Here is a 21,945-nt window from a genome sequence, read left to right as displayed (position 1 = left end):
TTCTGTCGAAGGTTGCTCTTCAAGCACAGCGGACCAGCCGGTGTTAACCGTGAACGACACGCACGAATCCATGTTGATCAATCGGATTTTGCATAAGCCTCCTTGAAGTGGGCGATGCACGTCTCGAATGCGGATCGGGTTCTGGAGATTTCCCGGTTCGATTTCTTGGTGTTGTCGTCGAGGGTGGTGCCGTGGGGTCGTTTGCGGGGAGTGGTCGCGGTGGTGCCGATGTAGCCCGGGTCGGCGATCCAGTCCGTGTCATCGAGGATCGGCTCCCAGCCGCAGAGCGCGAGAGCGACACGATCATGACGGGCGCCGGCGACAGGGTCTGACGCGGCGAGGAGGCCGCCGTCCAGATCTGCGGCGATCTGCACATTGAGGCCTTGTCGGTGCCGCTTCCCGGAGTAATTGGACCGACCCGTTTTCGCGCGGTTCCCGGTGGGAACGTCTGTCCCATCGACCAGGACGACACGGCCTTGGACAGCTTCTTCCAGGGAAATCCCTGAGAAGCAGCAGGCTTGCTCGATCAGCGGAACGATGCGCCGGTAGATCCGCGAGACGGTGGCGTGGGAGACGCCGTGCAGGTCCGCGGCGGCGGCTTGGTTCAGGTTCTGTCGCAACAGCAGCAACGTCAGAATGACCTGCTCCCGCAGGTTGAGAAGCGCGGGGCGGCCAGGCAACGATGGACGCCCGGACAGGACCTGGAATATCCGAGCCACCAACTCCGTGACCTGCCCAGAGGTCAAACCTGTAGTAGAGTCATAGCGCATCGACTTCTCGCTTCAAGAATGGTGTGTAGGAACTTCCATTCTCTCCCGCGAGAAGTCGATGTCTTCACAGCGACACGCGCGAAACAGGCCTTATGAATAACGCTCTTAGTAAAGCGTGCCAAACTAGCTCGTCGTAGGCAGCAATTGTGACCATCGGGCGGTGGTGTTGGTGCGCCGTTACCGAGAACCAGGACGCTTATGTAAAACCTCATTGACTGAAATGAATTCCCGCGTGTCGGTCACGAAGAACACCGGCTGATCCGCTTTGATTGAAGAGCAACTTTCAACCACCACCTAGAACGCCAGGAGGCTTATGCGAACTTCCTCTGCGCGCTCATCGAACAAGCCTGTGACCACGGTTTTTGTAAAGTCCTACCCGAATTTTGGATAAGCCTTCATATGCAATGCTGTCAGCGCGATGACAATTCTGCTCACCGCCATTGTTGGGCTGCTCGTGCAAGCCGGCGCGAGCAGCTTGACACTCGGTTCGCCGGCGATGACGGCGTGTCGACCCGGCGAGACACCCGTGAGCGCGTGGCTCTAGTAGTCGGGGGGCTTTGCTCAAGCTCGAACTTGCGATCTTCGCCACTGCGGCGACAGTGCAGCGATGCGTTTCAAGTGAAATTACTCACTTTCTGTGTTAGTGGTGTCGATTTGCTGCGTGGTCGCTCTTACCGGATTCTCGATCCTAGTCGCCGGCTTAAAGGGATTCGCGGAGTCGGCACCGCCCTCACCTTCATCGGCCTGTCGGTCTTCTACACCGCGGTCTTCGTGGTCCTCGGCATTGTGGAGAGGGCCAGCAATGGGTGGGGCTTCGGCGGCAGCTTCTTCCGCTCGATCTACTTCGGCGGCGACTCCGTGCTCGAGCAGGCCATCGCGGTGCTCTGCACCCTGCTGTTCTTCTTCTTCATCGGAGCGGCGACCGCCGCGGTTTTCGTGCGCTGGCGCCAGCGCGAGATGCTGCTCTTCTTCGGGATCCTCGGCGCCCTGGTGCTGGCCGTGATCGCCCTCCTGTCGCTCACCGGGAGCTGGCCGGCGGTCGGCTCCTTCTTCGCCAGCGTCGGTTACGCGGGCGGCTATGCCCTGTCGCTGATCCCAACCGCCCTCGCCGCAGTCGCGGGCTGGGCGATCCTGCGCCGCGCCACCCCGCGCACCAGCTGACCCGCCGGTCCGGGTCGGAGTGCCACAAGGCCCTTCCGCCCCGGACCCCCGGGTGCCACCGTGAGGACATGCCCGACTCCCCCGCTCCGTCCCTCCTGCCCGTTCCCGAGCACAGCTGGGTGCCCCGACCCTCCGATGCCGAGCTGACCCAGGACACGCTCGACACGGTCGACGCCTGGTGGCGCGCCGCCAACTACCTCGCGGTCGGGCAGATCTACCTTCTGGCGAACCCGCTCCTGACGACCCCGCTGAGCCGAGACGACATCAAACCCCGCCTGCTCGGCCACTGGGGCACGACTCCCGGACTTAACCTGATCTACGCGCACCTCAACCGTGCGATCCGGGAGCGCCGCCAGCCGACCCTGTACATCACCGGTCCCGGCCACGGCGGCCCGGGCATGGTCGCGAACGCCTACCTCGACGGCACCTACAGCGAGATCTACTCCCATATCGATGAGTCGGAGGAGGGGCTGCGCCGCCTGTTCCGCCAGTTCAGCTTCCCCGGCGGCATTCCCAGCCACGCCGCACCCGAGACACCGGGCAGTATCCATGAGGGCGGCGAGCTCGGGTATGCGCTGAGTCACGCGTACGGAGCCGCCTTCGACAACCCGGACCTCCTGGTCGCGGCGGTCGTCGGCGACGGTGAGGCCGAAACCGGCCCGCTCGCCACCAGCTGGCACTCCAACAAATTCGTGAACCCGCTCACCGACGGCGTGGTACTGCCGATCCTGCACCTGAACGGCTGGAAGATCGCGAACCCGACCATCCTCGCCCGCATCCCTCACGAAGAGCTCGACAGCCTCCTCCGCGGCTACGGCCACGAGCCGTTCCTCGTCGAGGGCGGCTTCGACGGCGAGGACCCGATGCGCGTACACGAGCGCTTCGCCGATGTCCTCGACACGGTGCTCGACCGCATCGCCGCGATCAAGGAACGCGCCGCTGCGGGCGACCTCAGCCGACCCGCCTGGCCGATGATCGTGCTGAAGACCCCGAAGGGCTGGACCTGCCCGACCGAGATCGACGGCGTCCAGGTCGAGGGCACCTACCGCGCGCACCAGGTCCCGCTGCCCAACGCCCGCGACACCGAGGCGCACACCCGCCTGCTCGAGGACTGGCTGCGCTCCTACCGACCCGAGGAGCTGTTCACCGAGAGCGGCGGCATCGCGGACCGGGTCCGCTCGCTGGCTCCCGAGGGCGACCTGCGGATGAGCGCCACGCCGCACGCCAACGGCGGGCTCCTGCGGCAGACCCTCGACCTGCCCGACTTCCGCCGCTACGAGGTGGTAGTGGAGCAGCCCGGCGGCACCGTCGCGGAGGCCACGAAGGTGCTGGGCGAGTGGCTCGCCGACGTCATCCGCGCCAACCCGACCACCTTCCGCCTGTTCGGACCCGACGAGGTCGCCAGCAACCGACTCCAGTCTGTCTACGCCGCGACCGACAAGCAGTGGGACGCCGAACTCAGCCCGCTCGACGACCACCTCGCCCGGGCCGGACGCGTCATGGAGGTCCTCTCGGAGCACCAGTGCCAGGGCTGGCTCGAGGGCTACCTGCTCACCGGCCGCCACGGGATCTTCACCTGCTACGAGGCGTTCATCCACATCATCGACTCGATGTTCAACCAACACGCGAAGTGGCTCGACGGGACCCGCGACATCGAGTGGCGCCGCCCGATCGCGAGCCTGAACTACCTGCTCTCCAGCCATGTCTGGCGCCAGGATCACAACGGCTTCAGCCATCAGGACCCGGGCTTCATCGACCACGTCCTGAACAAGAAGCCCGAAGTCGTCCGCGTCTACCTCCCCTTCGACGCGAACACCCTGCTCTCCACGTACGACCACTGCCTCCGCAGCGTCGACTACGTCAACGTGGTCGTCGCCGGCAAGCAGCCCTCGCCCCAGTGGCTCACCATGTCGGAGGCGGTCACCCACTGCACGCGCGGCCTCGGCATCCTGGAGTGGGCGAGCAGCGAGCGGCAGGGCGAGTCCCCGGACGTCGTGCTCGCGTGCGCGGGCGATGTGCCGACGCTCGAGACTCTCGCGGCCGTCAGCATCCTCCGCGAGAAGCTCCCGGACCTCGCGATCCGCACGGTGAACGTGGTCGACCTGATGCGCCTGATGTCGGAGTCGCAGCACCCGCACGGTCTCTCCGATCAGGAGTTCGACGCGATCTTCACCCCCGATCGCCCCGTCGTCTTCGCCTACCACGGCTATCCCTGGCTGATCCACCGCCTGACCTATAAGCGCACCGGCCACGACAACCTGCACGTGCACGGCTACAAAGAAAACGGAACCACTACCACTCCGTTCGACATGGTGATGCTCAACGACCTCGACCGCTATTCGTTGGTGATCGACGTCATCGACCGCACGCCCGGCCTCGGCGCCCGCGCCGCCGGCCTCCGCCAGGACATGCAGGACGCCCGCATCCGCGCCCGCGCCTACACACGCGAGCACGGCGAGGACCTCCCCGAGGTCGCGAACTGGACCTGGTCCGGCGAGCGCCCCGGCAACGCCAGCACCAACACCGGCAACGACAACGAATAGCCCCCGTCACGCACAGCTCCCTGTGCTGACGGATCGCGGTCGTGCCGCTGGCAAGGCGGAGGAGGAAGCGATACCGGCGGTACCGCGCCCGACAACAACACCACCAGCACCTGACGGATCGCGGTCGTGCCGCTGGCAAGGCGGAGGAGGAAGCGATACCGGCGGTACCGCGCCCGACAACAACACCACCAGCACCTGACGGATCGCGGTCGTGCCGCTGGCAAGGCGGAGGAGGAAGCGATACCGGCGGTATCGCGCCCGACGACAACGCCGCCAGCGGTGCGACCGCGACCCGTCAGGCCGCGGGGGCGAGGTAGTCGTCCCAGGCGGGTAGCGTCCGTTCCGCGCCGCGGACGAGCCAGGAGCCGGCGCGCGGCATCCGAGGGACGGTACGCAGCCGCCAGCCCATCTCGTGCGGGGTGCGGTCGCTTTTGAGGTTGTTGCAGCGCTGGCAGCAGGCGACGAGGTTCTCCCAGGTGTCCCGTCCGCCACGCGACTTGGGCTGGATGTGGTCGATCGTCGCCGCGTGCTGCCCGCAGTAGCCGCAGCGGTGGTTGTCGCGGCGCAGCACTCCCCGGCGAGACACCGGCACGTTGCGGCCGCTCGGGATCCGAACGTAGCGCGTCAGCACGATCACCGAGGGCCGCACGTAGTCGCCGCGCGCGCCGTGCACCGGATTGCCCTCGTCCGCGGCGATGACGGTCGCCTTCTCGGTCATCAGCAGAACCAGCGCCCGCTTGAACGACACCACCGCGAGCGGCTCGTAACCGGCGTTGAGAACCAGAGTGCGCATCAGTGACCTCCGTGCTGTCGCACGCCGCCCCGCGGAGCCGCCGCGACCACAAGCAAGGGCGCCGTCGTGAGGACGGCGCCCTGCGGGGCCACGGCGCAGAGCCGCGTGATGGCGTGGAATCGTATCCGCGTGTCGGAGGACTGCACCGTCGCGGCGAGGACCCGCGCGTGTATCGAGTCGGCCGGCTGCACGCGCGAGAGCAGAGCCACGCTGTGGTGCCCGCTCCGCTCGGCCATCCCGGCACTCCGTCCCTCGACGAATGGATCCGTTCGCTGTGCGAGCGGACTGAGGTTCAGGTTAACCCTTCACGCGCGGAACACCAGGGTTCAGTCGAGATTCGTCACGCGGCGTTCACACGCGGGAACGACGAGAGCCCGCCCCTTGGTGAGGGGACGGGCTCTCTCGGCGGATCGACGATCAGCCGTTGATCCGCACGATCCGGTAGTCGGAGGTCCACAGCGGCTGCACGCGGACGCTCGCGCCCTCGTACGGCGCGTGCAGGATGTTGCCGTTGCCGGCGTAGAAGCCGTCGTGGCCGTCCATGATCACGAGATCCCCGGGCTGGGCGTCGGCGAGCGAGACGGGGGTGCCCATAGCGCCCTGGCCTGCTGCCGAGTGCGGCATCGAGATGCCGTACTGCGCGAAGACGTACATCACGAAGCCGGAGCAGTCGAAGCCGTTCGGACGGGCTCCGCCGAAGACGTAGGGCACGCCCTGGTACTGCATCGCGGTAGCGAACACGGCCGAGAGGCTGTAGCTCGTGGTCGGGGCGGCCGCGGCGACCTCGCTCGCGGAGGCTCCGGAGTTGGCGGTGAACTCCTCGGCGGTCTCGGCACGCGCCTCGGCGACATCGGTGGTGTCGACGACGGGCTCCGCGACCACGGCGGGCTCGGGCTCGGGCTCGGGTGCAGGGGGCGGCGGCGGCGCGGCCTCGGCCGAGAAGCCATCGCGCGCAATCGCTGCCTGCACCACTCCGCCGTCGACTGCGACGGTCTGGGCCGAGCCCTGGCGGAGAAGGTCGGCGCGCGAGGCGGCGAACAGGCCGTCGTTCTGGCTGCCGGGGGCGAAGGCGTAGGCGGGAAGAGCCATGGTCGCAACGAGTGCGCCGGCGAAGCCGACCATCACAACTTTGCCGACGACACGGCCTCGGCGCTTGCGGGGAGTCCCGGCCGGCGACGGCACGAAGTCGGTGATGTCCGCGCGGCGAGCGGGGGCTGCGGGCACGGCCCGGCGGGAGACGGGGGCGTCCCCGTGGATCCGGGCGCGGATCACCGGGGGCCGGTTCTCGAAGGTCGCGTCGCCGGAGCGGTCGGGATGGGTGGAGCGGAACCGGTCGGGTGAGCCGGCGCCGTCGTTCGGGGTGACGGAATTGTGGGGCAAGGGGGAGATCCTCCGACGTCCCCTCAGCCCAGGCAGCTGTCCCGTCTCTTGCACGAAGCATCGGTGTGCACGGCATCCGAGACGGGTGTGGGGGCGTCGGATCCCGCGCCCCGTGACCGAGGGTCGGCCGCAGGGCTCCACAGAGCGTAAGCGACCGTTACCGATTTGTCATCTTCTCGGTGGAAAGAGACCGCTCTCCCGTCACCGGATACGGTACAAGCGCGGTCGCGGAGACACAGTCTGCGCAGGCGAGGGGTACAGGACCCGTCAGACGACGACGAAGATGTGCGCGGCGACCTCGTTGGGCAGCTCGATCCCCGCGTCGGCACCATCGATGCGGGCGAGCACGTAACCGTTCACCGCCGAGAACTCACCCTCGGCGCCGGGGACAACGCCCGCCTGTTTAAGCTGCAGAAGCAGCTCCGGATCGACCTGCGCCGGTTCACCCAGGCGTCGCACGACGCCACGGCGCGGCTCGGTCGATCCGGCGACGAACCGCGGCAGGTTGATGACTCCGTCCGCGAAGCGCGAGGCGGGGGTGTCGCCGAGCTCGTCGAGTCCCGGGATCGGGTTCCCGTAGGGCGACTCCGTGGGGTGATCGAGCATCTCCAGGAGGCGACGCTCGACTTGCTCGCTCATCACGTGCTCCCAGCGGCACGCCTCCTCGTGCACGAACTCCCAGTCGAGCTTGATGACGTCGTGCAGCAGACGCTCGGCGAGGCGATGCTTGCGCATCACGTGGATCGCCTTGCGGCGGCCGTCGGAGGTGAGCTCGAGGTGGCGGTCACCCGAGACGACGACGAGGCCGTCGCGCTCCATGCGTCCCACCGTCTGCGACACAGTGGGTCCCGAGTGGCTGAGCCGCTCCGAGATGCGCGCGCGAAGGGGGATGATGTTCTCCTCCTCGAGCTCGAGAATGGTGCGCAGGTACATCTCGGTCGTGTCGATCAGATCCGTCATCTCAGCCTTCCCGTCTCGGCGCGCTCCACCCTAGTAGGCGTGACGTCGCAGCATCGGCGCTGCGGCAGGACGCACACCTCCGTCGCTCGGAGGAGGGGTGCGGGCCGGGAACCCTAGTATTAACGCATGCCGGACCTCACCATTCCTCGCGAGCTGCTCCCGCACGACGGACGGTTCGGCTGCGGCCCGTCCAAGGTGCGGCACGACCAACTCGCCCACCTCGCGACCGAGGGCGCACACCTCCTCGGGACATCGCATCGCCAACCCCCGGTGAAGGACCTCGTCGGCCGCGTGCGCCAGCATCTCGCCACGCTATTCCGCATTCCGGAGGGCTACGAAGTCCTGCTCGGCAACGGCGGTTCGACCGCCTTCTGGGACGCCGCCGCGTTCTCTCTGATCGAGCGCCGCGCCGAGAACCTCACCTTCGGCGAGTTCGGCCAGAAGTTCGCCGCCGCCGCCTCCGCGCCCTTCCTCGAGCCGGCGCACGTCGTCGCCGCCGCCGCGGGTTCGCGAAGCGAGGTCGAGATCGTCGAGGGGATCGATGTCTACGCCTGGCCGCACAACGAGACGAGTACCGGAGTGATGGCGCCCGTGCGCCGGGTCCACGGCGACGAGGGCGCCCTGACCGTCATCGACGCGACCAGCGCGGCCGGCGGGATCGACATCGACATCGCCGAGGCCGACGTCTACTACTTCGCTCCCCAGAAGAACTTCGCCTCTGACGGCGGCCTGTGGTTCGGCCTCTTCTCCCCCGCGGCGATCCAGCGGATCGAGCGGATCGCTGCGAGTGGGCGCTACATTCCCGAGTTCCTGAGCCTCAAGAACGCCGTCGACAACTCGCGCCTGAACCAGACCCTGAACACTCCCGCGCTCTCGACCCTCCTGCTGATGGAGTCGCAGCTCGAGTGGATGAACGCCTCGGGCGGTCTCTCCTGGGCCTCGGCGCGGACGGCCGAGTCCTCCTCCGCGATCTACGACTGGGCGGAGGCGTCGAGCCTCGCGACCCCATTCGTCGAGGTGCCCGAGCACCGCTCGCAGGTTGTTGCGACCGTCGACTTCGATGCCTCCGTCGATGCGGCGCTGGTCGCGAAGATCCTCCGCGCGAACGGGATCGTCGACACAGAGCCGTACCGCAAGCTGGGCCGCAATCAGCTGCGGGTGGCGACCTTCGTCGCGATCGAGCCGGACGACGTCCGCTCCCTCCTCGGCTGCATCGACTACGTCCTCGAACGCCTGGCGGTCTGAGGCCCGAGATGCGGTTCTGGCTGCGCGAGCAGGAGCGGCGGCCTAGCCCGCCGCCCTCCGCGAGCGATGATGCGACCGCGCTGCTCGTCGGCTGCATCGTCTGGGCGAGTGCCCTCGTCGCTGTACTCGTGGCGGCTGCGGTCGGAGTCGTCGTCGAGCCGGTCGCGCTCTCGACCGTCGTGATCGGACTGGTCCTCGGCACGATCGGACTGTTCTACAGCCGCAACAGACGCTGAAGCCGCAACCGACGCTGAAGCGCGGCCGATTCCCTCCGCAGGTCCGTGCCGTCCGCCTCGAGCTCGAGCCGGACCCGCAGTCCGGCGAACTCCGAAAGCCGCTCGACAGGGGTGCCGCAGGCAATCGCCGCGTCCCCGGTGGGGAGCGCACATCACCGGGTGCTGAGGGTGTCGGACTTTCCGTGGCGGTAGCCCCGAGTGGAGCCGAACTCCCGCATCCGCGAGGTGTCGATCACCCCTGGTCGGCATCGGGCTGCCGAGCGCGTCGGTGCGGGTCGGCTTCGCCCAGAACGGGGTCAGCGCGGCGTTCAGGGGCGAGCGAGGCGAGGGGGCACGCATGTGACCGGTGCAGCTCGCCGCCCTGTCACGTCCGCCAGGGCTGTCGGGAGTAACACCTGGCCGAAAGAGCGCGCGGCGCCGCGGAGTAGGCGAAGGGGGTGTCGGAATCGATGCTCCTTGAGCGGGGCCGGACCGGATCAGCGTCGGCGACGGCGGCGACGCGCAGCCGGGGCGGGAGCGGAGTCGGGCTCGTCGTCCTCCTCCGGATCGTCGTCCGAGTCGTCCTCGTCCAGATCGTCGGAGTAGTCCTGGTCCGGAGCGTCGTCGGAGTCGTCGTCCGACTCGTCCTCCTCGGAGTCGTCATCGAGGTCGGGCTCGTCATCGAGGTCGGGCTCGTCATCGAGGTCATCGTCATCCGCGTCCTCGATCTCCTCGCCCAGCACGTCCTGCGCGGCGTGGTAGTCGGCGAGACGCACCGACCACGGCACCCAGTCCGGAGCCAACACCGCCCCCTCGCCGGGCAGCAGCTCGACCTCGAGCACGGTGACGTCCTCGGTCTCGTCGATCCGGGACAGCGTGGCCGTCCACAGCCAGCCCGGATACCCGCGCATGAGGTTGGCGAACTGCAGCGACACGATGTGCTCGCCCTGCACCAGGGTCGTCACCAGCTCTCCGATGGTCCCGGCGGGAGCGATCTCGGCGAGAGCCGTCCGTGCGACGTCGAGCGATGCCGCGAGCACCTGGTCCGCCTCGAACACGGGCTCGGGAACGACCTCGGGAGCGAAGACGACCGCCTCCTCCACCGGCGCGCCCTCGGTATCGGGAACCGCGTCTTCGATGAGATCCTCGACCTCGACGGCGGCCGGCTCCTCCACGCAAGCCTGCTCCTGGATCGGAGCGTCCACCTCGAGCGGTCCGCGCTCGGCGGTCGTGCCGTCGGCGTCAGGCATCGAGCTCATCCGCGACGCGGCGCAGAAGCACCGCGATCGTGCGCCCGTGCGCCTTATCGGGATAGCGGCCGCGCTTGAGGCCGGCGCCGATCCCGTCGAGCAGCTTGACCGTGTCCTCCACGATCACGGACATGTCGTCCGCGGACTTGCGGTTGAGCTTCGCCAGGCTCGGCGGGGCGTCGAGGACCCGCGCCGAGAGCGCCTGTGGACCTCGCTTCCCGTCGGCGATGCCGAACTCGAGCCGGACGCCGGCCTTCACCGCGGTCCCGGCGGGCAGCGCGGACGCGTGCAAGAAAACCTCCTGGCCCTCATCGGTACTGATGAAGCCGAAGCCCTTCTCCTCGTCGTAGAACTTGACCTTGCCGGTAGGCATGCAGACCCCTCCTGGAAATGAAGCAGCCATCAGTTTAGTCGACCGGCCCCGCCCTATCCTTGACGGGTGAAGCCACAGGAGCCGGCGGGCATCGGACGCGCGGAGCGCACGCTCGCCTTCATGTTCATCGCGATCATCGTCGTCTCGGTGCTCGCCTTCCTCGCGGTCCTGGTGGCACCGGCGTTCGGCGTGCGCGACTACGCCGGTCCGCTGTGGAGCTTTGTGATCGCCCTTCCGCTCGTCGGCCTCCCGATCGCGATTCTGCTGATGATCGGAGTGCTCATCGCCGGCGTCCGACGCCGTCGTCGCCAACCCTGATCCGCATTCTGGCGCCTTCAGACGATCTTCGAGCGCCGGACAACCGCTTCCCAGACTCCGTACAGACGACGGCCAGATACTGTCTTGCATGGACGGACCCCGCATTCTCATTGTCGACGACGAGCCCAACATCAGAGACCTGCTCACCACGAGCCTCCGCTTTGCGGGCTTCGCCGTGCGCGCAGTCGGCAACGGAGCGCAGGCGATCTCCGCGGTCCTCGAGGAGGAGCCGGACCTGATCATTCTCGACGTCATGCTCCCCGACATGAACGGCTTCGGGGTGACCAAGCGCCTCCGCTCGGCCGGTTACACCTCCCCCATTCTTTTCCTCACAGCGAAGGACGATACCGAGGACAAGATCACGGGCCTCACCGTGGGCGGTGACGACTACGTCACGAAGCCGTTCAGCCTCGACGAGATCGTTGCGCGGATCAAGGCGATCCTGCGCCGCACCATGCACGCCGAGGAGGATGCGGTTATCCGCGCCGGTGAGCTGACGATGGATCAGGACACTCATGAGGTCCTCGTCGGCGACGAGCCGGTCGAGCTCAGCCCCACCGAGTTCAAGCTGCTGCGCTACCTGATGCTCAATCCCAACCGGGTGCTCAGCAAGGCGCAGATCCTCGACCACGTCTGGGAATACGACTTCAACGGCGATGCGGGCATCGTCGAGTCCTACATCTCGTACCTGCGACGTAAGCTCGATACACATTCGGAGGAATCGCTCATCCAGACCAAGCGAGGATTCGGGTACATGCTGAAGGTCGCGAAGGCTTAGCCTCCGCCGCTTCGGCGTCCGTCTCCAGCACAGACGCGGCGTCGCCGATCCTCGAGGGAGTTCCACCGCCATGCATCAGGGTCTGGCCGAGCGGTGGAACTCCATCTCGCTGCGTACGAAGATCACCGCCGTCACGGTCCTCCTGCTGACACTGGGGCTCCTCGTCTCCGGCATCGGCACGATGACGATGCTCAAGCCCCAACTCGTCGCACAGCTCGACGCACAGCTGGCCGACCAGATCCAGAGAACCGCGAGCGAGCTCTCCGTCCGTGACCTCGCCGCGATCGACGACTCCAAAGCCGACTTCGGCGCCGTGTACGACCAGTACGGCGCTCTGGACAACACCAACGCGTCCAGCGCAGCCGACCCCGCCTTCCCGGAGACGTTCACGCTCGAGCAGGCCCTGCAGGGCGGCGACAAGCCGATGGAGATCTGGAGTTCCAACGGCAAAGTCGAATACCACGTCATGTCCACGGTGTTCACGAGGGGCGCCGAGTACCAGACGCTTCTGTTGGCCGTCTCGACCCGCAGCGTCGACAACATCATGACGATCTACCTCACGATCTTCCTCGGCTTCGGAGTGGCCATCGTCGTGATCGGAGCTCTCCTCACTCGCCTCCTCGTGACGACCACCTTCGCTCCACTGCGCGAGGTTGAGCAGACGGCAGCCGCCATCGCCGACGGCGATTTCAGCCAGCGCCTGGACGGCACGACGCCCAACACCGAGGTCGGGCGCCTCAACCGCTCCCTCAACGCGATGCTCGGACGGATCGACTCCGCCTTCCGCGATCGCGCCCGCACCATCGACCAGATGCGCCGCTTCGTCGGCGACGCGAGCCACGAGTTGCGGACTCCACTCGTCTCAGTCCGCGGATATGCGGAGTTGTACCGGATGGGCGCGCTGCAGACGCCCGAGGCTGTCGGGCAGGCGATGGAGCGGATCGAGAAAGAAGCGATCCGGATGGGCGGCCTGGTCGAAGACCTGCTCGAACTTGCCCGCCTCGACGAGACGAAGCCGCTCGCGCTCGCTCCGGTCGACCTGATGCCGCTCGCGCGAGACGCAGCGATGGACGCGATGGCCTCCTGGCCCGACCGCGACTTCGGCGTCGAGACCCGAGACGACACCCCCGTTGAGACTCCGGCGCTCGAGTCTGGTGACGTCGGTGCCTCCGCCACCCAGACGATGGAGCTGACGAACCCGGGCCTCACCGGCCCGATTGCAGCGGCCGGCGCGCGGCTCGCGCGCTTCCGCCGTCGCCCGCGCTGGGTCAATGCCGAGGAGATCGCCGCCGGTACCGCGGCGCCCCCGGAGGAGCCGGGCGTCCCCGCGATGGTGATGGCCGAGGAGAACAAGATCCGCCAGGTCCTCACCAACTTGATCGGCAACGCTGTCCGCTACACACCCGAGGACACTCCGATCGAAATCGGCGTTGCCGTGGACCGCTCACGGCGCCTCGCGCTCCTCGAGGTCATCGACCACGGCGAGGGCATCCCGCCGCAGATCCGCGAAAAGATCTTCCAGCGCTTCTGGCGCGCGGACACCTCACGGACCCGCGAGACCGGCGGCAGCGGCCTGGGCCTGGCGATCGTGTCCTCGATTGTGGCCGCGCACAAGGGCCGCGTCGATGTCGTCGAGACTCCGGGCGGAGGCGCGACCCTCCGCGTGGCTCTGCCGCTGCTGACCGTCGGCCACAACGGCGAGACCTCCCCCGCCTCCGTCTGACCCGCCTCGTCCGGCGTCCGGCCCGCCGCAACCTCGGGCTCGCGGAAACACCTCCGGCTCGCGGGAATCGACGGATTCCGCGAGCCGAACGCGATCCCGCGAGCCCAAGACTCGCGCACGACCCGCACACGCAAAAGGCGGCTCCCCCGGAGGGGAACCGCCTTCTGCGTGGTGGGGCTGGACTCAGAAGTCCATGCCGCCGGTGGGGTCGCCGCCCGCTGCGACCGGGTTCTTCTCGGGCTTGTCGGCGACGACGGCCTCCGTGGTGAGGAAGAGACCGGCGATCGACGCCGCGTTCTGCAGAGCGGAGCGAGTGACCTTGACCGGGTCGATGATGCCCGCGGCGATCAGGTCGACGTACTCGCCGGTCGCGGCGTTGAGGCCCCAACCGGTCTGCAGCTCACGGACCTTGGCCGCCACGACGCCCGGCTCGAGACCAGCGTTCAGCGCGATCTGCTTGAGCGGAGCGTCGATGGCAACGCGCACGATGTTCGCGCCGGTCGCCTCGTCTCCTGCGAGCTCGAGCTTCTCGAAGGCGAGCTTGCCGGCCTGGATGAGCGCGACGCCACCACCGGCGACGATGCCCTCCTCCACGGCGGCCTTCGCGTTACGGACGGCATCCTCGATGCGGTGCTTGCGCTCCTTGAGCTCGACCTCGGTCGCCGCTCCGGCCTTGATGACCGCGACTCCGCCGGCGAGCTTCGCGAGGCGCTCCTGGAGCTTCTCGCGGTCGTAGTCGCTGTCGGTGTTCTCGATCTCGCCGCGGATCTGCGCGACACGGCCGGCGATGGCCTCGGCGTCGCCGGCACCCTCGACGATCGTGGTCTCGTCCTTGGTGATGACGACCTTGCGGGCCGAACCGAGCAGATCGAGGGTGACGTTCTCGAGCTTGAGACCGACCTCCTCGGAGATGACCTGGCCGCCGGTAAGGATCGCGATGTCCTGGAGCTGCGCCTTGCGACGGTCGCCGAAGCCCGGGGCCTTCACGGCGACGGACTTGAAGATGCCGCGGATCTTGTTGACGACCAGGGTCGCCAGCGCCTCACCATCGACGTCCTCGGCGATGATCAGCAGCTGCTTGCCCGCCTGGATCACCTTGTCGACGACGGGGAGGAGGTCCTTGATGTTCGAGACCTTGGAGTTGACGATGAGGATGTAGGGATCCTCGAACACCGCCTCCTGGCGGTCGGGGTCGGTCACGAAGTACTGCGACAGGTAGCCCTTGTCGAAGCGCATGCCCTCGGTGAGCTCGAGCTCGGTGCCGAAGGTGTTCGACTCCTCGACGGTGACGACGCCTTCCTTGCCGACCTTGTCGATCGCCTCGGCGATGATCGCGCCGATCTCGGGGTCCGCGGCGGAGATGGAGGCGGTCGCCGCGATCTCGTCCTTGGTCTCGATGGCCTTCGCGCCGGCGACGAGCTCGGCTGTGACGGCCTTGACGGCCTTCTCGATCCCCTTCTTCAGGCTGATCGGGTCGGCGCCGGCGGCGACATTGCGAAGGCCCTCGCGCACTAGAGCCTGGGCGAGAACGGTCGCGGTGGTGGTTCCGTCACCGGCGACGTCATCGGTCTTCTTGGCGACCTCCTTGACGAGCTCGGCGCCGATCTTCTCGTACGGCTCGTCGAGCTCGATCTCCTTCGCGATGGAGACGCCGTCGTTCGTGATGGTGGGGGCACCCCACTTCTTCTCGAGGACAACGTTGCGGCCGCGCGGGCCGAGGGTCACCTTGACCGCGTCGGCCAGAGTGTTGAGTCCACGCTCGAGGCCGCGGCGGGCTTCTTCGTCAAAAGCAATGATCTTGGCCATGTGTGTTTCTCGTCCCTCCCGGACGTCGTGAAATGTCTGTGCTGGCACTCGGCTGGGGCGAGTGCCAAGATCGATTCTGGCACTCACGGTGGAGGAGTGCAAGCGACCTGGCGCAGGCTCCGACACGAAGGAGCCGCCGCCCGCGCGAGGCGGACGACGGCTCCCCAGAGGCTCGGCGGCTAGACCGGGCGAACCGATTCGGCCTGCGGACCCTTCGACCCGGTGCCGACCTCGAAGGCGACCTGCTGACCCTCTTCGAGGACCTTGTATCCCGACATGTCGATCGCGGAGTAGTGGACGAAGACGTCCTGTCCGCCGCCGTCGACCGTGATGAAGCCGTAGCCCTTTTCAGCGTTGAACCACTTGACGGTTCCGTTCGCCATCTCTGTACTCCCCAGTGCTGTGATGCCCACGGCACAAGCGACATGCTGGTGCCTGGTCAGGAATACTAATCCGACGATCGCCGCGCTGACGCGCCCACAGGTACCCCGACGGAAAGAGTTGCCCGAGATTCAACACGGAGGAAACGTGCCCGTAACAGTGGGAACGGGTCAGCCCTGTGCGGCGGCGTAATCGGCCCCGAGCACCACGACGACGGCGCCTGTCTCGACGAAGTCCTGCGAGAGCAGGGCGGTGCCGGTGCCCAGCGAGTCGATGATTCCGCGGGCCGCTCCCTCGAGGGCGGGATCCGTGTAATAGACCGTCGTCGTCTCGAGGTCCTCGGTATCAGCGTTGGCGACGGTCGGAACACTCCAGCCCGCGGACGTCAGGGCGTCTCCCGCGCCGGCCGCGAGTCCGACAGCGACCGTACCGTTCAGGACGGCGACGGCGACGTCGGGGTCGGTGGTGGCTGCGACGGTCGGGGTGGCCTCGACTGACGCGCTCGGAGGGGTGAAGACGTCGGTGAACTGAACCCGGTCGTCGATGACCAGCAGCCCGATGAATCCCAGGAGCACGATCACACCGGTCGCCAGCGCCGCCCAGGCGAGAGCGATGGCACGGGCGTGCGGGGCCGGCGGGCGCCGATGAGCGCCGACGCGCGCCTCCGTCGCCGGGATCTCGTCGAAGCGGTCGCTCGGTTTCGTATTCGACATCGGGGGTACGGCCGGCCTTCCGTTGGTGGACTCGAGCAGCTCGTCTACTCGAGGCGCCCGAGGCGTCGCGCGGCGCGAGCGCCGGCACGCTGGTCGCGGATGCGGTGCAGCCGCGTGACGAGCATCGGGTCGTACGCGAGAGCGGCCGGAGAGGCGAGCACTGCACTGAGCACCTGATAGTAGCGGGCGGCCGACAGGCCGAACTGGGAGCGGATAGCGTCGTCCTTATCGCCTGATCGGACGCCCCATTCACGCTCGAACGCAAGCACCCGGAGGTCGCGCTCGTTGAGACCGGTGCCCATCCCCGGATCCGTCGTGCTGCTCATCTCCCCAGGGTAGGGAGGTGCGCGGTCGCTGCCGCGCAGGCGCTCCGATCCGGATCGAGCGTGTCGCGGCACCACCCTCGGGAGTCTTCTGCACAGCCTCCCCGAGGCGGAATGCACCCCCAGTGCCGTGGGTTGGATCAGGAGGAGGGCAGCACCGCCCCCGTACACTGGCGAGAATTCCAAGGGAGACCCATGTCGTCGTATTCCGTGAACAAGACCGACGCCGAATGGCGCGAGGAGCTCGACCGCGAGCAGTACGCGGTCCTGCGCGAAGCAGCCACCGAGCGCCCCTGGACCGGCGAGCTGCTCGACGAGCACCGCTCCGGTCTCTACGCCTGCGCCGCGTGCGACGCTGAGCTCTTCAAGAGCGGCACCAAGTTCGACTCCGGCTGCGGCTGGCCGAGTTTCTACGAGTCGGTGAACCCCGACGCGGTCCAGCTGATCGAGGACAGCACCCTGGGCATGGTCCGCACGGAGGTTCGGTGCGCGAACTGCGGGTCCCACCTGGGACATGTGTTCCCCGATGGCTTCGGCACGCCCACCGGCGACCGCTACTGCATGAACTCGATCGCGCTGAACTTCCAGGCCGAGGGCGAGTGAGCATGCCCTCCTCCCCCGTGCTCGAGGCCGTGCTCGCGCGTCGATCACGCTCGAAGGTGACGCAGGAGGCCCCGGGGCACGACGAGATCGCGGCGTTCGTTTCAGCGGCGTCGCGTCTCGCCGACCACAGCTCGTTGCGGCCGTGGCGGGTCATCGAGATCCGGGGTGCCGCCCGAGACCGGGTGGGCCGCAGCTTCGCTGTCGCCTCCGGAGCGAAGAAGGATGCGCGTCGGTACATCGAGAAGACCCACCGCGCCTCCCTGCTCCTGGCCGTCGTGGTCAGCGTCAAGAAGTCGAAGGTGCCGGCGTGGGAGCAGGAGGCCGTCGCCTCCGGCGTCGCCCACCTCCTGAGCCTCCTGCTGGACGAGGCGGGCTGGGGCGTCTTCTGGCGCACCGGCTCGTACACTCGCGCCACAGCCGTGCGGAAGGCGCACCGCCTCGAGAAGGGCGAGGAGCTGCTCGGCTGGCTCTACGTCGGCCGACCCGACGGCAAGATCGGCGGACCCAAGCGTCCCACTCCCGCCGAGCGGCACCTCAGCGTCCTCGAGCCCTGAGCGTCCGCGTGCCTGAACGTCCGCGTGCCTGAATCTTGGCCGGTCCGGGGGCCGCGGTAGGGTGTCCATGCGCGAGAGCGCACCTGCCGACGTGGCGCAACTGGTAGCGCACCCGACTTGTAATCGGGCGGTTACGGGTTCAAGTCCCGTCGTCGGCTCACGAACAGCGAAGGCCCCGACCGCTCGATGCGGTCGGGGCCTTCGCTTCGGTGCTCAGCCTGCGGCAGCCGGTGCTCATCCCGCGGCAGCCGGGCTCAGCCCGCGGAAGCCGGGGCTCAGCCCGCGGGAGCCGGGGCCGGCTCAGGGGACGCGGGCGCCTCCGTCGATGCCGGATTCTCGCTGGGCGCCGGATTCTCGCTGGGCGCCGGAGCCTCGCTGGGCGCCGGAGCATCGCTGGACGCCGGCGTCTCGCTCGGCGCGGGGCTGTCGGGGGAGGACGGCCCGGGCGACGCCGACGAGTAGGAGTCGGCAGCGGCCGACAGCACGAACGAACTGAACGCGTCGGGGTCGGACAGCGAGCCGGAGTAGGCCTTGCCGTTGACCAGCACCATCGGAGTGGCGGTGACGGCGGGAATGTCGGTTCCGGGCAGCGGGCCGGAGGTGGCGCGCTCGGTCGCGGCACGGACCCAGCTCACGAAGCTCTGGTCGTCGATACAGCTGTTCACGCTCGCCGTGTCTTCGACTCCAGCCTGCGCCGCGTAGTCCTTCATCTGCGCGTCGGAGAGTCCGTCGGTCCCCTCCTGCGGCTGATGGGCGAACATCAGCGAATTAAAGCCGAAGAAGGAGTTCGGCGAACGATCGGCCACGCAGGCCGCCGCGTTCGCCGAGCGCTCCGAGAACTTGGTGCCGTTGGAGCGGGTGGTGAGGATGGCGATCGGGTGGATCTCGACCGTGGCCGCTCCGCTGGTCACCCACTCCTTGATCTGGTCGCCGTTGGTCATCTCGAACTGGCCGCAGTAGGGGCAGAGGTAGTCGAGGTAGACGCGGATGTCGACGGTGCCGGTGGACGTATCGGGGACACTCGGCGTCGGAGTTCCGTCAGCCGCGACGGGCGGGCTGGTCCGGGCGACCATGTTCTCGCCGATGAACACGCCGTCGCTGGTCATGTTGGCCGGTCCGGGTCCCGCGGGGCGGATGCTGGACGTCACGGCGAACACGACGATCGCCACGACGGCGATGACGACGACCGCGAGCCCTCCTTGCAGGGCGAAGCGGCTCACGCGGTCTCGGCGCTTCTGCTGCTCGCGCAGGCGACGCGCCTTCTCTCGGGCGGCCTCTCGTCGCTGATTCTTCGAGAGACGGTCGTTGGCTCCGCCGGTAGTCATGACAAGAACGCTCCGAATGAGAGAGGGGGAAGAGGGAGCCGCCTGGCGCGACTCGCCGGAATCCTACGCGCGAGCCCTGGGAAACCTCCAAACGACGGATACCCGACGGCCGTCCGACGACTGTCGGCCCCGTGGCATACTGTGACGGTTGGTCGATGTCGCCCACGTGGCGATGACCAGCACTTCCATTCACTCGGATCGTCCGGCACGTACCTGCCGGTGAAGGAGCAAGCACAATGGCGTCCGTAACGTTCGACCACGCGTCCCGTGTCTACCCCGGGGCCACGCGCGCCTCGGTCGACAAGCTGAACCTCGAGGTGGGTGACGGCGAGTTCCTCGTCCTTGTCGGTCCCTCCGGCTGCGGCAAGTCCACTTCTCTGCGGATGCTCGCGGGCCTCGAAGAAGTCAATGAGGGCCGCATCCTGATCGGCGACCGCAACGTCACGGACGTTCCGCCCAAGGATCGCGACATCGCGATGGTGTTTCAGAACTACGCGCTGTACCCGCACATGTCGGTCGCCGAGAACATGGGCTTCGCGCTCAAGATCGCGGGCGTCAACAAGGACGAGCGCGCCGCGCGGGTCCTCGAGGCCGCGAAGATGCTCGACCTCGAGCCCTACCTCAACCGCAAGCCGAAGGCCCTCTCGGGTGGTCAGCGCCAGCGCGTCGCGATGGGCCGCGCCATCGTCCGCAAGCCCCAGGTCTTCCTCATGGACGAGCCGCTGTCGAACCTCGACGCCAAGCTCCGCGTATCCACCCGCACCCAGATCGGCACCCTGCAGCGCCGCCTGGGAATCACCACGGTGTACGTCACCCACGACCAGACTGAGGCGCTCACGATGGGCGACCGCATCGCAGTCCTCAAGGACGGCGTCCTCCAGCAGGTCGGCTCGCCCCGCGACCTCTACGAGAACCCGAACAACGTCTTCGTGGCCGGCTTCATCGGCTCACCCGCGATGAACCTGTTCCACGCTGACGTCACCGATGGCGGCGTCAAGTTCGGCGACACTGTCCTGCCGATCGCCCGCGAGGCGCTCGCGAAGACGAGCCAGAAGGTCGTCACGCTCGGCGTTCGCCCCGAGGACGTCACCGTCTCGACCCAGCCCGGCGGCCTGCCCATCGAGGTCGACCTCATCGAGGAGCTCGGCTCGGACGGCTACCTCTACGGCCACACCGAGGTCGAGGGACGCCGCACCGACATCGTCGCGCGCGTCGACGGCCGCGTCCACCCCACCGCGGGCGACCGCGTCTACGTGACCGCGAACCACCGCGTGCACATCTTCGACGCGGAGTCGGGCGAGCGCCTCTCCTGAGCCGCCGCTCGTACCGAGACCTCGCTGCCGCCGTCCTTCGTGGGCGGCGGCAGCGTCGTCTTCGGCTCCACCGTCCGACTCTCGACACGAACGGCGCACCATGTCCGGCTCCTTGAACATCACCTCGGCCACCATCGACCCCGCCCTGCTCGACCTGCCGTGGAACCTGCGGCTCGATGACTGGCCCGACGAGTACATCGCGGCCCTGCCCAAGGGCATCTCGCGGCACACCGTCCGGTTTGCTCACCTCTCCGGGCATGTTGTCGCCGTGAAGGAGACGACCGCCGACATGTCGCGCCGCGAGTACGAGATGCTCAAGACGCTGCAACGCCTCGACGTGCCGTGCGTGGAACCCGGCGCGGTGATCACGAACCGCACGGACGACGAGGGCGACGCCCTGCCCGCGGTGCTGGTCACCCGGCACCTCAAGTTCTCCCTCCCGTATCGGGCGCTCTTCTCGCAGACGCTGCGGCCCGATACGGCGACCCGGCTGGTGGACGCGCTGGCGCTACTCCTGGTGCGCCTGCACGTGATCGGTTTCTTCTGGGGAGACGTGTCGCTCTCGAACACTCTGTTCAGAAGGGACGCGGGCGCATTCGCGGCGTACCTGGTGGACGCGGAGACCGGTCAGCTCTACTCGGGCGGCCTGTCGAACGGCCAGCGCGAGAACGATCTCGAAATCGCGCGAGTCAATATCGCCGGTGAGCTGCTCGACCTCGAAGCGGGCGGGCGCGTCGACGACGACCTCGATCCGATCACCGTGTCCGACGGCATCGTCGCGGCGTACCGCAGTCTGTGGAAGGAGCTGACTGGCGCCGAGTCGTTCGCGACCTCGGAGCGCTGGCGGATCAACGACCGCGTGAACCGGCTGAACGACCTCGGCTTCGACATCGAAGAACTGGCAATCAAGACGGACGAGGCCGGCTCGACGGTGCGGATCCAGCCGAAGGTCGTCGATGCGGGCCACCATCAGCGGCGATTGCTCCGCCTCACCGGGCTGGATGCGCAAGAGAACCAGGCGCGACGGCTCCTGAACGACCTCGATTCGTACACGGCGACGTACGACAAGCAGGATCTGGACGAGGAGATGGTGGCTCACGAATGGCTGGCGCAGGTGTTCGAGCCCGTCATCCGCTCGATTCCGCGGGATCTGAAGGGAAGGCTGGAGCCGGCCGAGATGTTCCACCAGCTGCTCGAGCACCGCTGGTTCATGTCGCAGCAGCAAGCACGGGATGTTCCGCTAGCGGAGGCGGTCACCGCCTACGTGAACGACATCCTGCGCCACCGCCGTGACGAGGCGACTGTCATCGCGCCTCCTACTGAGGCGTTGACGCTGCCGAACCTCGTCCTCGATGCCGCGGGCGACGCCGAGCTCACCGACGAAGACGCCGACGTCGACTGGACGAAGAACGTCTGAC

The 21,945-nt window shown here is 67.7% G+C and carries 23 protein-coding genes and 1 tRNA gene; 12 read left to right on the top strand and 12 right to left on the bottom strand.

Translation table 11 applies throughout. The annotated features are described in order from the left end of the window. Window positions 1-77: 77 nt before the first annotated feature. Entirely contained in the window at window positions 78-770 is a 693-nt protein-coding gene (locus A6122_RS03890) for a transposase family protein (protein ID WP_068251840.1), read from the bottom strand. 618 nt (window positions 771-1,388) lie between these two features. Between A6122_RS03890 and A6122_RS03885 the strand changes: the two genes are divergently transcribed. Further along, entirely contained in the window at window positions 1,389-1,931 is a 543-nt protein-coding gene (locus A6122_RS03885; protein ID WP_146085069.1) for a hypothetical protein, read from the top strand. Between the two features lie 68 nt (window positions 1,932-1,999). Continuing rightward, window positions 2,000-4,474 carry a phosphoketolase family protein gene (locus tag A6122_RS03880; protein ID WP_068251833.1) on the top strand — a complete coding sequence of 825 codons (2,475 nt, stop codon included), beginning with the start codon at window positions 2,000-2,002 and terminating at the stop codon, window positions 4,472-4,474. A gap of 295 nt (window positions 4,475-4,769) precedes the next feature. Here A6122_RS03880 and A6122_RS03875 read toward each other — a convergent pair whose 3' ends face one another. From A6122_RS03875 to A6122_RS03860, 4 genes are all read right to left on the bottom strand, one after another. After that, a complete protein-coding gene (locus A6122_RS03875) occupies window positions 4,770-5,267 on the bottom strand; it encodes an HNH endonuclease (protein WP_068251831.1) in 498 nt (165 codons plus the stop codon). Continuing rightward, window positions 5,267-5,503 (bottom strand): hypothetical protein, encoded by a 237-nt coding sequence (locus A6122_RS03870; RefSeq protein ID WP_068251830.1) that lies wholly within the window; start codon window positions 5,501-5,503, stop codon window positions 5,267-5,269. The genes A6122_RS03875 and A6122_RS03870 overlap by 1 nt, the downstream gene beginning before the upstream one ends. A gap of 181 nt (window positions 5,504-5,684) precedes the next feature. Next, a complete protein-coding gene (locus A6122_RS03865) occupies window positions 5,685-6,647 on the bottom strand; it encodes a C40 family peptidase (RefSeq protein ID WP_068251829.1) in 963 nt (320 codons plus the stop codon). A gap of 267 nt (window positions 6,648-6,914) precedes the next feature. Then, window positions 6,915-7,607: a metal-dependent transcriptional regulator gene (locus A6122_RS03860; RefSeq protein ID WP_068251827.1), complete on the bottom strand. Its 693-nt coding sequence runs from the start codon at window positions 7,605-7,607 to the stop codon at window positions 6,915-6,917. A 126-nt stretch (window positions 7,608-7,733) separates the two neighbouring features. Between A6122_RS03860 and serC the strand changes: the two genes are divergently transcribed. Both serC and A6122_RS03850 read left to right on the top strand, forming a co-directional pair. Beyond that, on the top strand, window positions 7,734-8,852 hold the full coding sequence (gene serC / locus A6122_RS03855) for a phosphoserine transaminase (RefSeq protein WP_068251825.1): 1,119 nt from the start codon (window positions 7,734-7,736) through the stop codon (window positions 8,850-8,852). Between the two features lie 8 nt (window positions 8,853-8,860). Then, the gene (locus A6122_RS03850; protein ID WP_068251822.1) at window positions 8,861-9,088 is read left to right on the top strand and encodes a DUF2530 domain-containing protein; all 228 of its coding nucleotides are present in this window, start codon (window positions 8,861-8,863) and stop codon (window positions 9,086-9,088) included. A 476-nt stretch (window positions 9,089-9,564) separates the two neighbouring features. Here A6122_RS03850 and A6122_RS03845 read toward each other — a convergent pair whose 3' ends face one another. Together A6122_RS03845 and A6122_RS03840 are read right to left on the bottom strand one after the other, a co-directional pair. Further along, entirely contained in the window at window positions 9,565-10,317 is a 753-nt protein-coding gene (locus A6122_RS03845) for a DUF3027 domain-containing protein (RefSeq protein WP_084415798.1), read from the bottom strand. Further along, complete coding sequence (locus A6122_RS03840) at window positions 10,310-10,690, bottom strand: cold-shock protein (RefSeq protein WP_068251819.1); 381 nt, start codon at window positions 10,688-10,690, stop codon at window positions 10,310-10,312. The genes A6122_RS03845 and A6122_RS03840 overlap by 8 nt, the downstream gene beginning before the upstream one ends. A gap of 66 nt (window positions 10,691-10,756) precedes the next feature. Here A6122_RS03840 and A6122_RS03835 point away from each other — a divergent pair, with 66 nt between their 5' ends. The 3 genes from A6122_RS03835 to A6122_RS03825 all read left to right on the top strand — a co-directional run bounded on the left by A6122_RS03835 (window position 10,757) and on the right by A6122_RS03825 (window position 13,509). After that, window positions 10,757-11,008, top strand: coding sequence for a hypothetical protein (locus A6122_RS03835; RefSeq protein ID WP_237358228.1), 252 nt, complete (start codon window positions 10,757-10,759; stop codon window positions 11,006-11,008). An 88-nt stretch (window positions 11,009-11,096) separates the two neighbouring features. After that, window positions 11,097-11,786: a response regulator transcription factor gene (locus A6122_RS03830; protein WP_055787731.1), complete on the top strand. Its 690-nt coding sequence runs from the start codon at window positions 11,097-11,099 to the stop codon at window positions 11,784-11,786. Between the two features lie 70 nt (window positions 11,787-11,856). Continuing rightward, on the top strand, window positions 11,857-13,509 hold the full coding sequence (locus A6122_RS03825; RefSeq protein ID WP_068251815.1) for a sensor histidine kinase: 1,653 nt from the start codon (window positions 11,857-11,859) through the stop codon (window positions 13,507-13,509). A 183-nt stretch (window positions 13,510-13,692) separates the two neighbouring features. On the opposite strand, the gene groL is transcribed toward A6122_RS03825, so the two are convergent. The 4 genes from groL to A6122_RS03805 all read right to left on the bottom strand — a co-directional run bounded on the left by groL (window position 13,693) and on the right by A6122_RS03805 (window position 16,735). Further along, window positions 13,693-15,315, bottom strand: a complete 1,623-nt coding sequence (gene groL, locus A6122_RS03820; RefSeq protein ID WP_068251814.1) for a chaperonin GroEL — start codon at window positions 15,313-15,315, stop codon at window positions 13,693-13,695. 179 nt (window positions 15,316-15,494) lie between these two features. Continuing rightward, window positions 15,495-15,698: a cold-shock protein gene (locus A6122_RS03815; RefSeq protein WP_068210468.1), complete on the bottom strand. Its 204-nt coding sequence runs from the start codon at window positions 15,696-15,698 to the stop codon at window positions 15,495-15,497. A 168-nt stretch (window positions 15,699-15,866) separates the two neighbouring features. Continuing rightward, a complete protein-coding gene (locus A6122_RS03810) occupies window positions 15,867-16,409 on the bottom strand; it encodes a LytR C-terminal domain-containing protein (protein ID WP_068251813.1) in 543 nt (180 codons plus the stop codon). 44 nt (window positions 16,410-16,453) lie between these two features. Further along, window positions 16,454-16,735: a DUF3263 domain-containing protein gene (locus tag A6122_RS03805; RefSeq protein WP_068251812.1), complete on the bottom strand. Its 282-nt coding sequence runs from the start codon at window positions 16,733-16,735 to the stop codon at window positions 16,454-16,456. Between the two features lie 192 nt (window positions 16,736-16,927). On the opposite strand from A6122_RS03805, the gene msrB reads away from it, so the two are divergent. The 3 genes from msrB to A6122_RS03790 all read left to right on the top strand — a co-directional run bounded on the left by msrB (window position 16,928) and on the right by A6122_RS03790 (window position 18,047). Beyond that, window positions 16,928-17,335 carry a peptide-methionine (R)-S-oxide reductase MsrB gene (msrB, locus tag A6122_RS03800; RefSeq protein WP_068251811.1) on the top strand — a complete coding sequence of 136 codons (408 nt, stop codon included), beginning with the start codon at window positions 16,928-16,930 and terminating at the stop codon, window positions 17,333-17,335. A 2-nt stretch (window positions 17,336-17,337) separates the two neighbouring features. Further along, complete coding sequence (locus A6122_RS03795; protein ID WP_068251809.1) at window positions 17,338-17,889, top strand: nitroreductase family protein; 552 nt, start codon at window positions 17,338-17,340, stop codon at window positions 17,887-17,889. Between the two features lie 85 nt (window positions 17,890-17,974). Beyond that, a tRNA-Thr gene (locus A6122_RS03790) sits at window positions 17,975-18,047 on the top strand. Window positions 18,048-18,164: 117 nt separating this feature from the next. On the opposite strand, the gene A6122_RS03785 is transcribed toward A6122_RS03790, so the two are convergent. Then, window positions 18,165-19,214, bottom strand: coding sequence for a DsbA family protein (locus A6122_RS03785; RefSeq protein WP_068251806.1), 1,050 nt, complete (start codon window positions 19,212-19,214; stop codon window positions 18,165-18,167). A 236-nt stretch (window positions 19,215-19,450) separates the two neighbouring features. Here A6122_RS03785 and A6122_RS03780 point away from each other — a divergent pair, with 236 nt between their 5' ends. Both A6122_RS03780 and A6122_RS03775 read left to right on the top strand, forming a co-directional pair. Then, window positions 19,451-20,527 (top strand): ABC transporter ATP-binding protein, encoded by a 1,077-nt coding sequence (locus A6122_RS03780; RefSeq protein WP_068251805.1) that lies wholly within the window; start codon window positions 19,451-19,453, stop codon window positions 20,525-20,527. Between the two features lie 100 nt (window positions 20,528-20,627). Then, complete coding sequence (locus A6122_RS03775) at window positions 20,628-21,944, top strand: DUF4032 domain-containing protein (RefSeq protein WP_068251804.1); 1,317 nt, start codon at window positions 20,628-20,630, stop codon at window positions 21,942-21,944. Window position 21,945 lies beyond the last annotated feature (1 nt).

It is taken from the genome of Rathayibacter tritici (genome assembly GCF_001641005.1).
Lineage (GTDB): Bacteria > Actinomycetota > Actinomycetes > Actinomycetales > Microbacteriaceae > Rathayibacter > Rathayibacter tritici.
The sequence above is the reverse complement of the archived record's forward strand: the minus strand, read 5'-3'. Positions and strand labels throughout refer to the sequence as shown.